The sequence below is a fragment of the Cupriavidus sp. HPC(L) genome, from assembly GCF_000307735.3.
Taxonomy (GTDB): domain Bacteria; phylum Pseudomonadota; class Gammaproteobacteria; order Burkholderiales; family Burkholderiaceae; genus Cupriavidus.
This window is the reverse complement of sequence record NZ_AMPR02000100.1, coordinates 1-9,266: the sequence shown is the minus strand read 5'-3', so window position 1 is coordinate 9,266 and position 9,266 is coordinate 1. Positions and strand designations below refer to the sequence as shown.

The 9,266-nt window shown below is 66.4% G+C and carries 12 protein-coding genes and 1 pseudogene; 7 read left to right on the top strand and 6 right to left on the bottom strand.

Annotated features, from left to right (window positions below; all coding sequences use genetic code 11):
* Positions 1 to 207: hypothetical protein (locus tag B551_RS26860; RefSeq protein WP_216599690.1), on the bottom strand; the 207-nt coding region annotated here is incomplete at its 3' end.
* The gene (locus B551_RS07520) at positions 204 to 644 is read right to left on the bottom strand and encodes a YraN family protein (RefSeq protein ID WP_006580222.1); all 441 of its coding nucleotides are present in this window, start codon (positions 642 to 644) and stop codon (positions 204 to 206) included. The genes B551_RS26860 and B551_RS07520, both read right to left, overlap by 4 nt.
* Positions 645 to 662: 18 nt before the next feature.
* Here B551_RS07520 and rsmI point away from each other — a divergent pair, with 18 nt between their 5' ends.
* On the top strand, positions 663 to 1,562 hold the full coding sequence (rsmI, locus tag B551_RS07515; protein WP_023263794.1) for a 16S rRNA (cytidine(1402)-2'-O)-methyltransferase: 900 nt from the start codon (positions 663 to 665) through the stop codon (positions 1,560 to 1,562).
* A gap of 211 nt (positions 1,563 to 1,773) precedes the next feature.
* Here the strand turns inward: rsmI and B551_RS07510 are convergent, their stop codons facing one another.
* A complete protein-coding gene (locus tag B551_RS07510) occupies positions 1,774 to 2,616 on the bottom strand; it encodes a septal ring lytic transglycosylase RlpA family protein (protein WP_083492545.1) in 843 nt (280 codons plus the stop codon).
* A gap of 300 nt (positions 2,617 to 2,916) precedes the next feature.
* Between B551_RS07510 and B551_RS07505 the strand changes: the two genes are divergently transcribed.
* From B551_RS07505 to B551_RS07495, 3 genes are all read left to right on the top strand, one after another.
* Positions 2,917 to 3,567 carry an MBL fold metallo-hydrolase gene (locus B551_RS07505; RefSeq protein ID WP_006578824.1) on the top strand — a complete coding sequence of 217 codons (651 nt, stop codon included), beginning with the start codon at positions 2,917 to 2,919 and terminating at the stop codon, positions 3,565 to 3,567.
* Positions 3,568 to 3,581: 14 nt separating this feature from the next.
* Positions 3,582 to 4,313 carry a hypothetical protein gene (locus B551_RS07500; RefSeq protein ID WP_006578825.1) on the top strand — a complete coding sequence of 244 codons (732 nt, stop codon included), beginning with the start codon at positions 3,582 to 3,584 and terminating at the stop codon, positions 4,311 to 4,313.
* A 118-nt stretch (positions 4,314 to 4,431) separates the two neighbouring features.
* A complete protein-coding gene (locus B551_RS07495) occupies positions 4,432 to 4,713 on the top strand; it encodes a hypothetical protein (protein ID WP_006578826.1) in 282 nt (93 codons plus the stop codon).
* 72 nt (positions 4,714 to 4,785) lie between these two features.
* On the opposite strand, the gene arsC is transcribed toward B551_RS07495, so the two are convergent.
* The gene (arsC, locus tag B551_RS07490) at positions 4,786 to 5,145 is read right to left on the bottom strand and encodes an arsenate reductase (glutaredoxin) (RefSeq protein WP_006578827.1); all 360 of its coding nucleotides are present in this window, start codon (positions 5,143 to 5,145) and stop codon (positions 4,786 to 4,788) included.
* 112 nt (positions 5,146 to 5,257) lie between these two features.
* Between arsC and B551_RS07485 the strand changes: the two genes are divergently transcribed.
* From B551_RS07485 to B551_RS27035, 3 genes are all read left to right on the top strand, one after another.
* Positions 5,258 to 5,845, top strand: a complete 588-nt coding sequence (locus B551_RS07485; RefSeq protein ID WP_006578828.1) for a GNAT family N-acetyltransferase — start codon at positions 5,258 to 5,260, stop codon at positions 5,843 to 5,845.
* A gap of 174 nt (positions 5,846 to 6,019) precedes the next feature.
* Positions 6,020 to 7,105: an RNA-binding domain-containing protein gene (locus B551_RS07480; RefSeq protein ID WP_253281327.1), complete on the top strand. Its 1,086-nt coding sequence runs from the start codon at positions 6,020 to 6,022 to the stop codon at positions 7,103 to 7,105.
* A complete protein-coding gene (locus B551_RS27035; protein ID WP_253281326.1) occupies positions 7,102 to 7,482 on the top strand; it encodes an ATP-binding protein in 381 nt (126 codons plus the stop codon). Before B551_RS07480 ends, B551_RS27035 begins: the two co-directional genes overlap by 4 nt.
* Positions 7,483 to 7,760: 278 nt before the next feature.
* On the opposite strand, the gene B551_RS07475 is transcribed toward B551_RS27035, so the two are convergent.
* Both B551_RS07475 and B551_RS27030 read right to left on the bottom strand, forming a co-directional pair.
* A complete protein-coding gene (locus B551_RS07475; protein ID WP_006578829.1) occupies positions 7,761 to 9,029 on the bottom strand; it encodes a M20/M25/M40 family metallo-hydrolase in 1,269 nt (422 codons plus the stop codon).
* 77 nt (positions 9,030 to 9,106) lie between these two features.
* Positions 9,107 to 9,266, bottom strand: a pseudogene (locus B551_RS27030) (Zn-dependent hydrolase); the annotation flags it as partial.

Here is a 9,266-nt window from a genome sequence, read left to right as displayed (position 1 = left end):
AGCGCGTCGCGCGAAAAAAGCGAAGTCTTCATGCGTTCCTTGCTGTAGCGGTAATGCGAAAGAGGATCGGCAGCCGGCACGGCGGCCTGCGCCGCGCTCGGGCATGCCCGGTCGGCCGTGCGCCGCAACGCGCATTATGACGGACAGCCTGCCGGCGGCGGCCACCGTGCGATGCAAACGTCCGGCGACGAAGCGTTGTCCGGTCATTCCGACTCGCCCGCGCCGAACGCATCGCGCAGCCATTCGAGCCGGCGCGGTCCGATCGCGACCACATCGAGCCGGCAGCGCGGCGCGTGGTCCAGCGTCGCCAGATAGTGATTGGCGGCCTGCAGGATGCGCTGGCGCTTGGTCACCGTGATGCTGGCCAGCGCGCCGCCGAACGCGTCGCTGCTGCGCGAACGGACCTCGACGAAGACCAGCGTGCCGTCGGGCGCGCGCATCACCAGGTCCAGCTCGCCGCCTTTGCAGCGATAATTGCGCACCACCAGCGCCAGACCCTGGCCCTGCAGATAGGCCAGCGCCCGCGCTTCGGCGCGTTCGCCGCGCGCTTTCGACGTGTCCTTCGCCTCTGTCTCGGAACCTGCCCCCGAACCCGCCGCCGAGCGTCGTGCCGGGTCGTGTGCCGTGGATTTGAATGTGCGCATCAACGGAAGTTCTCAAGCATGACTGACTGGATCTCGCTGGCAACCGGCCAGTCCTATCCCACCGGCACGTTGTACGTCGTCGCCACGCCGATCGGCAATCTCGCCGACCTGACGCTGCGGGCGCTGCACGTGCTCGGCCTGGCCGACGCGATCGCGTGCGAGGACACCCGCAATACCGGCCAGCTGCTGTCGCGCCTGGGCTTGCAGCGCCCCTTGCTGGCGGTGCACGAGCACAACGAGCGCGAGGCCGGCGCGCGCGTGGCCGAGCGGCTCGCGGCCGGCGAGCGCATCGCCTATGTCTCCGATGCCGGCACGCCCGGCATTTCGGACCCGGGCGCACGGCTGGTGGAGGCGGTGCGCGCGGCCGGCCATCGCGTGGTGCCGCTGCCCGGACCGAGTGCCGCGGTGACCGCGCTGTCGGTCGCCGGCGACATGCTCGACACCGGCGCGGGCCGCTTCACCTTTGCCGGCTTCCTGCCGAGCAAGGCCAAGGCGCGCACCGAGGCCATCGCCGCGCTGGCGACGCTGGAGCATGCCTGGGTCATCTACGAAGCGCCGCACCGCATTGCCGACACGCTGGCCGCGCTCGCGCAGCAACTCCCGCCGACGCGCCGGCTGCTGATGGGCCGCGAACTGACCAAGCTGTTCGAGCAGGCCGAGACGATGACGGTCGCCGACGCGCCGGCCTGGCTGGCCGCCGATCCGGGCCGGGGCAAGGGCGAATTCGTGCTGGTGATCGAGGGGGCCGGCGCACCGGCCAAAGGGGAGGCGGCGCTGGACGCGAACGCACAGCGGGTACTGGGGCTGCTGCTGGAGGAATTGCCGGCGAAGCGCGCCGCCAAGCTGGCCGCCGCGATTACGGGGGCCGATACCGCGGCGCTCTATCAGTTGGCGCTGGCGCGCCGCGAGCAGGAATAAGGCCGGAGAGATGCGAGGCGGAGCCATGCGCGCCGGCATCGTGGTCGGCGCCGCTCAGGCGCTCCGGTAAAGGTGCCGGGTGGAACCGGCGAAGAGACCAACGTGGTGACCGAGGCAAACACCGATACCGCGGGTCGCCGGGTCGGCGGCGACGACGCAGCCGGAGCCGCGCCGGTGCGCGAGGAAGGAGGCGAGGAAAGGGGTACCGGCCTCAGCGAGCATTCGCCTTGCTGGCCGTCTTGCGGGTCTTCAGCACCACGCGCTTGGGCTTGACGGTCCTGGCCGCGGTGTCGTCGTCGACGCCGTCGCCACCGCCGTCGGTGGCGCCATCGTCCATGCCGGGCTCGCGCAGCGGTCCGAGCGCGGCCAGTTCGGTGCGCGACAGCCGGCGGATTTCGACCTGGGTGTGCCCGCGGTCGACAAAGCCGAGCCGCTTGGCCGCGCGATACGACACGTCGAGCACGCGGTTGCCGTGATACGGGCCGCGGTCATTGATACGCAGCACCGCCACCTTGTCGTTGCGCAGGTTGCGGACCAGCACCCAGCTGTCCAGCGGTAGCGACGGGTGCGCGGCCGTCATCGCTCCCATGTCGAAGCGCTCGCCGTTGGCGGTCTTGCGGCCGTGGAATTGCTTGCCGTACCACGAGGCCGTGCCGCGCTGCTCGAAGGTGCCGATATCCGCGCGCAGGCCTTCCAGCGACGAGCCGCGCGGCGTACCGCGCGACGCGGACTCGCTGTCGCTGCTGTCGTCATCGCCCCAGCTGAACAGGCGCCACGAGCCGGTCGGGGCCGGCGTTTCGGTATTCGGGGCGCTTGACGTCTCGTTGCCGGCGGCGGCGCGATTGTCCTGGTTCGGGACTCGGGACTTGCGTGCCTGCGCCTGTTTCGCGGCGGGCGTGGCAGCCGTCGGCGCCGCATTCTGGTCGGCGGCGGCGCCATCGGGATCGTTATTCGGCGACACCGCACAGGCGGCCAGCGTCAACGCGCAGACGGCGTGAAAGCCGTAGCGGAGCGCGCGGCGAGCATGGGTCAGAGGGTGGGTCGGCCAAAGCATCGCGCGAGTCTAACATCGGTCGTCCGCGCGATTTACAGTGATTTTGTTACGAATTGTCTGGCTACGGCGTGCAATTGCTCGCAATCCACGAACTGACAACGGATTGCGGCGATTCTGCGGACTATCCCTGGCGTTGACATCGATGCAACGAAAAAGGATGACTCGTCACATATGTTGTGCCGGACGGTGTCTACCAAAGGCCGACGCTACAATGCGACGACACAGGCCGGCACATCGGCCGGAACGTCGAATCGAACCCACCCGCCGCGGCTGCCGCGCGCTCGTCCAACCCCCTTCACGATGAAAGTCCTGCTGATCCCCGTCACGCCGTTCCAACAGAATTGCTCCCTGCTGATCGACGAGCGCACCGGGCGCGCCGCGGTCTGCGATCCCGGCGGCGATCTGGACCGGATCCACGCCGCGCTGAAGGAACAGGACGTGACGCTGGAGAAGATCTTCCTGACGCACGGCCATCTGGACCACTGCGCCGGCGCCGCCGCGCTGTCGCGCGAGTTCGGCGTGCCGATCGAGGGGCCGCATCGCGACGAGCAGTTCTGGATCGACCAGCTGCCCGAGCAGACCCAGCGCTTCGGCTTCGGCCACGCCGAGGTGTTCGAGCCCGATCGCTGGCTGGATCAGGGCGATACGGTGCAGTTCGGCGACGAAACGCTCGAGGTCTACCATTGCCCTGGCCATACGCCCGGCCACGTGGTGTTCTTCTCCCGGCCGCACCGTGTGGCGATCGTCGGCGACGTGCTGTTCGCCGGATCGATCGGCCGCACCGATTTCCCGCGCGGCAACCACGCCGACCTGATCCGCTCGATCCGTACCAACTTGTGGCCGCTGGGCGACGACGTGACCTTCGTGCCCGGCCACGGACCGGTCTCGACCTTCGGCGACGAGCGGCGCGACAACCCCTTCGTCGCCGATCATCTGATCAACGTGGGTTAACAGCGCATCCGACCATGGCCAGGCAACAGGCTCCCGACACCCGCCCCGAAATCTACGTCAGCACCGACGTCGAGGCCGACGGTCCGATCCCGGGTCCGCATTCGATGCTGTCGTTCGCCTCGGTGGCGATGCTGGCCGACAAGACCGTGCTCGGCACTTTCTCGGCCAATCTGGAAACGCTGCCGGGCGCGGTCGGCCATCCGGTGCAGATGAAATGGTGGGAGACCGAGCCCGAGGCCTGGGCCGCGTGCCGGCGCGACCTGCAGCCGCCCGAGCAGGCGCTGGTGCGCTACGTCGAATGGGTCGAGAGCCTGCCCGGAAAGCCGGTGTTCGTGGCCTTTCCCGCCGGCTTCGATTTCACCTGGATGTTCTGGTACATGATGCGCTTCGCCGGCCGTTCGCCGTTCGGCTGGGCCGCGCTCGACATCAAGACACTGGGTTTCTCGCTGACGGGCCTGCGCTACCGCCGCACCGTCAAGGCCGCGCTGCCGGACGCGTGGAAGGACCCGCTGCCGCATACGCATGTCGCGCTGGACGATGCGCACGAGCAGGGCGCGCTGTTCTGCAACATGCTGGCCGCCTTGCGCGAGCGCGAAGCGGCCCTCGCCGCGATCGCCCCGCAGCCCCCCGCCGAACCCGCCGAACCCGCCGAACCGGCCAAACCGGCCAAACCGGCCGAACCCGCCGAACCCGCCGAACCCGGCGACACCTCCGCGCCGCCCGACGACCTCGCACAGCAGGGTTGACCCTTAGGTCGCGTCCGCGCCACGCCGCGGCGCCCGCCATGCCGCCATCGCCTATAGTAAAAGCGTGCATGGCCGTTCCGACGCCGCGCCGTGCGCAACTGCGGCGGCCTCGCCATGCATGGCGGTCCGCCGCTTTGGTCAAGACCGCCTGACGCGCGTTCCTGTCGAGGAGGTGTCGATCATGCGTTTCCATCCCGATCTTCACTGGCGGCATCTGGCCGAACGGCTGCACCGGCCACCGCACGCGCGCAGTGTCGCCCACTCCCACCCCGCTGACGATGAAGCGGACATCGCCAAGGCCACGGTCTACGTCAGCACCGTGGCGCTGGTCCTGCTGCTGATCGTCCTGGCGGCCATCGCTTTCGGTCAGGAGGCCATGCACTGGCTGGGTGTCCAATAACGACCCGCCTGAAGCTACCGCGCCTCCAGCACCGGGCCGGCCTCCACGCGGAGGCCGGTTTCTATTTGGGGCTCAGGAAAGCAGCGCGGCGACGCTCTCGGGCGGCCGGCCGATCGCCGCGCGCTGGCCGCGCACCACGATGGGCCGCTGCAGCAGGATCGGATGATCGGCGACGGCCTGCAGCACCTCGGTATCGCTGAGCCCCGGATCGGCCAGGTCGAGCTCGGCGTAGATCGCCTCGTTGTCGCGCACCATCTGCCGCACCGGCACGTCGAGCAGCGCCTGCAGTTGCTTGAGCGTGGCCAGCGTCGGCGGCGTCTTCAGATACTCGACCACCTCGACCGGTTCGCCCAGGCGTTCGGCGGCCTGCTGCACCAGCGCCAGCGTGTCGCGCGACTTGGAACAGCGCGGATTGTGGTAAATCTTGATCATCGGTCCGTCACCTCGAAACACAAACGTTGTCATCTTCGAACACGACGGACTATACAAGCAGCGCCGGCGAACCGGTACGCCGCGCGTTCCCTTCCGTACCACTGCAGACGCCATGACCACGAACCAGGCCACCCTTGCCGCGCCGACCGTGCGCGATGCCGCTGACGACGATCTCCCGGCGATCCATGCGATCTACACCCACCACGTGCTGCACGGCCGAGCCTCGTTCGAGGAAGTCCCGCCGACGCTCGATGAAATGCGCGAACGCCGCGCCGCCGTGCTGTCCAAGGGGCTGCCCTATCTGGTGGCCGAGCTGCAGATCGACGGCCGCCCGGTGATCGCGGGCTACGCCTACGCGTCGAGCTATCGCACGCGCAGCGCCTACCGCCACACCATCGAGGACTCGATCTACCTGGACGAGCGCCACCGCGGCCGCGGCATCGGCGCGGTCCTGCTCGCCGCATTGCTAGCCCGCTGCGAGAACGGCCCCTGGCGCCAGATGGTCGCCGTGATCGCCTGCCCGGCCGGCGGCGAAGGCAACGGCTCGATCGCGCTGCACGAACGCATGGGCTTCCGCATGGCCGGCCGCCTGGAGGCGGTCGGGTTCAAGCATGGACAGTGGATCGATACGGCGCTGATGCAGAGGGCGTTGGGGCCGGGTGCGACGGCGTTGCCGGATGGCCAAGTTTCTGGCCGTTAGCCCGGCCCGCGGTTCCTGGTCGGCATTGCCGCCGCCATGGTCCGCATGTTTCTTGTCGTCCTGACGCAAGGCATCAGAATTCGTCGATTCACGACAGCAAGGGGGAGTATCGCTCGATACGCTGCGGGCGACCGACCGGTCCGGCCCCAAGCAGCCTCCTTCCCTGGCGTCGTCATGAATCCACCGTACCACTCAGACAATTTCATTGCGCTTGTTCGCGAGCTTTGCTCCTTGCCGGTCGAAACAGAATGGCTTGAATTCAAGCGCAACCGTGCGGATGCGGAACAGATCGGCGAGTACTTGTCCGCGTTGTCCAACTCTGCTGCGCTCGCGAACAAACCGCACGCCTATCTCATTTGGGGCGTTGACAACGAGACTCACTGCATCGTCGGTACCGACTTTGCCCCTCGGGAAGCAAAGGTAGGAAACGAAGAGCTCGAGAGCTGGTTGCTTCGGTTACTCAATCCCAAAATCTCGTTTCGATTTCTGGAGACCGAAATCGACGGAAAGCGAGTCGTCCTCCTTGAAATCGGTCGCGCGTATCGCCATCCCGTTCAGTTTCGGCATAACGAGTACATCAGGATCGGTTCGATAAAGAAGAAGCTCAGGGACTTCCCGGAGAAAGAGCGCGCGCTCTGGCGCATCTTCGACGATACCCACTTCGAAGTCATGGTCGCGCATGCCGGTGCGACCGACGAAGACGTCCTTACCCTGCTCGACTATCCGATTTATTTCGAACTGACCGGTACACCGCTACCGGATGGTCGAGCTTCGATTCTGGAGCGCTTGAGAGCGGAGGATCTGATCCGACGCAACAATGGTCGATGGGATATCACTCACTTGGGTGGTGTCCTGTTTGCCAGACGAATCGATGACTTTCACAGTCTGCGACGCAAGGCCGTACGAGTCGTCGCGTATCGGGACAATGACCGTATCGCCACGTTGCGCGAGCAGATTGGCGAGAAAGGCTATGCGGCCGGTTTTCAGGCGCTGATCGGCTATATCGGCGCCCTGCTGCCCGGCAAGGAAGTCATCGGTAGCGCGCTGCGAAAAGATGTGCCGATGTATCCAGCACTGGCCATCCGGGAACTGCTTGTCAATGCATTGATTCACCAGGACTTCGCGGTCGGCGGTGCTGGCCCGATGGTGGAGATCTTTCGCGATCGAATTGAGATCACCAATCCCGGTACGCCGCTAGTCGATGTCCAACGCTTTCTGGATACCCCCCGCGCTCGAGAAACGAGAGGCTCGCATCCATGATGCGCCGCTTCGGCATTTGCGAGGAACGGGGCAGTGGCGTGGATAAGGTCGTCCATCAATCGGAGGTGTACCAGTTGCCGGCGCCGGAGTTTGCGATCGTGTCCGACCACACACGGGCTACGCTCTTTGCCCATCGGAACCTGTCGAAAATGGATCGGAACGATCGGATACGGGCGTGCTATCTGCATGCCTGCCTTCGATATGTACAGAGAGATTCGATGACAAACGCGTCGCTGCGCGAGCGCTTCGCTATCGAAACACACGACAGCGCAGTGGCGTCGCGGCTCATCAAGGAAGCCGTCGAAGCGGGAATGATCCGCGCCCACGACGAGTCTGCAGGGCGCAAGTACATGAAATATGTGCCTTTCTGGGCGTAACGCTAATTTGATCGGTGCTTGACCCCAAGGGCACCCCGGCCGCGCCGCTGCGTTATGTTTCCTATAAAAATCAACGACATAGGTCTGCCATCGTCATTTGATGGTCATTTGACGCAAGACTTCACCGGCCTACCAGGCGCCCGCGGTGGACGATTGCCGGCGGCCGAGGGATGCCACAGAAAAACACCCCAATGTTGGAGCGCGGCCAACATTGGGGTGCAGTCGCCAATTCATACGCTCGGTAGCGCGCTACATCGCTACTCGGCGGATGAACTCGATCAGCTCATCAAATCCGACAACGCCAGCGCCACCACCTTGGTGGCCCGGTTCAGGTCGTTCAGCCGCAGGTTTTCGTCGGAGTTGTGGCCGCGGGCTTCCATCAGCGTGCGGGGGCCGGCGCCGTACAGCACGGTCGGGATGCCGCGGCTGGTGTAGTGGCGGGCGTCGGTGTACAGCGGCACGCCGTGCACCGGGATGTCGACGCCGAACACTTCCTCGGCGCGGCTCTTCAGGGCGCCGATCAGCTTCTCCACGCCCGGCAGTTCGGACAGCGGCTCGGCCAGGATGATGCGCTCGACCTTGACCTCGATGCCCGGGCGGTCCTTGGCGGCCTTCTCGACCACCGCGCGGATCTCGCCTTCCGCGTCGAAGCCGATCTCTTCCGGGATCATCCGGCGGTCGATACGGAACGTCACCAGGTCGGGCACCACGTTGGTGTTGATGCCGCCCTTGATCAGGCCGACGTTCAGCGTCGCGGTGTCGATGCCCGGCACCTTGGACTTGCGCGTCGCCAGTTCGGCGCGCAGGCCGTAGACGGCCTGCAGGATGTGCGTCGCGGCCTCGATCGCATCGACGCCGGTATGCGGCATCGCGGCATGGCCCTGCTTGCCCTTGACGGTGACCTCGACGTGCAGGCAGCCGTTATGGGCCGACGTGATGCCGTACGAGAAGCCGGCCGAGATCGCGTAGTCCGGCTTGGTCAGGCCCTGGTCCAGCAGGAACTTCGGGCCGATGTCGCCGCCGGTTTCCTCGTCGTAGGTGAATTGCAGCTCGACGGTGCCGTTCAGCTTCGCGCCCTGCTTTTCCGCTTCCATCAGCGCCAGCACCGCATAGGTGTAGGTCGCGAAATCCGACTTCGACACCGCCACGCCGCGGCCGTACATCACCGGGCCGTGTTCGCTGTCGGCAATCTCGCCGCCGTACGGGTCCTTGGTCCAGCCCAGTCCCGGCGGCACCACGTCGCCGTGCGCATTCATCGCGATGGTCGGGCCGCCATTGCCGAAGGTCTTGCGCACGATCAGGTTGATGGCGCTGATCATGCCGGCGGCCTTGACCAGTTCGTCGGGCACCTTGTGCGCCTCGACCTGGAAGCCCAGGCCTTCGAGCAGCTGCCGCGCGCGCGCCCCGTGGGCGTCGCAATCTCCCGGCGGGTTGTCCGAGGGCACCTTGACCAGCTCGGCGAGGAAGGCCTCCTGCGCGGGACGATGCGCGTCGATGAAGTTGGTCAGCGTGGTTTGCATGGGATTCATGTTGTCTCGTGCGGTCATGGCTCTTCGCTTGTCGTTTGTGGGCGCGCTCGGCGCGGGAATGTGTTCGGAATCAGGGCGGCCGGCAAGGGCCGAAGTCAAGGACGGGCGCTGAAGTGTTCGACGAAATCGCTGAACACGCGCGCGGCGAGCGCGGCGTCCTCGACCGTCATGGTCTCGGTCGGATGGTGGCTGATGCCGCCGTTGCCGCAGCGCACGAACAGCATCGCCACGTCGGCGATCGCGGCGATGGCCATC

What these genes read in the sequence shown, in the direction of transcription:
- B551_RS07505 (WP_006578824.1), top strand. Translation starts at nt 2,917, where the DNA reads ATGAAAGTCCTGCTGATCCCCGTCACGCCGTTCCAACAGAATTGCTCC.
- B551_RS07485 (WP_006578828.1), top strand. Translation starts at nt 5,258, where the DNA reads ATGACCACGAACCAGGCCACCCTTGCCGCGCCGACCGTGCGCGATGCC.
- arsC (WP_006578827.1), bottom strand. Translation starts at nt 5,145, where the DNA reads ATGATCAAGATTTACCACAATCCGCGCTGTTCCAAGTCGCGCGACACG.
- B551_RS07520 (WP_006580222.1), bottom strand. Translation starts at nt 644, where the DNA reads ATGCGCACATTCAAATCCACGGCACACGACCCGGCACGACGCTCGGCG.
- B551_RS07475 (WP_006578829.1), bottom strand. Translation starts at nt 9,029, where the DNA reads ATGACCGCACGAGACAACATGAATCCCATGCAAACCACGCTGACCAAC.
- B551_RS07510 (WP_083492545.1), bottom strand. Translation starts at nt 2,616, where the DNA reads ATGCTTTGGCCGACCCACCCTCTGACCCATGCTCGCCGCGCGCTCCGC.
- B551_RS07495 (WP_006578826.1), top strand. Translation starts at nt 4,432, where the DNA reads ATGGCGGTCCGCCGCTTTGGTCAAGACCGCCTGACGCGCGTTCCTGTC.
- B551_RS27035 (WP_253281326.1), top strand. Translation starts at nt 7,102, where the DNA reads ATGATGCGCCGCTTCGGCATTTGCGAGGAACGGGGCAGTGGCGTGGAT.
- rsmI (WP_023263794.1), top strand. Translation starts at nt 663, where the DNA reads ATGACTGACTGGATCTCGCTGGCAACCGGCCAGTCCTATCCCACCGGC.
- B551_RS07500 (WP_006578825.1), top strand. Translation starts at nt 3,582, where the DNA reads ATGGCCAGGCAACAGGCTCCCGACACCCGCCCCGAAATCTACGTCAGC.
- B551_RS07480 (WP_253281327.1), top strand. Translation starts at nt 6,020, where the DNA reads ATGAATCCACCGTACCACTCAGACAATTTCATTGCGCTTGTTCGCGAG.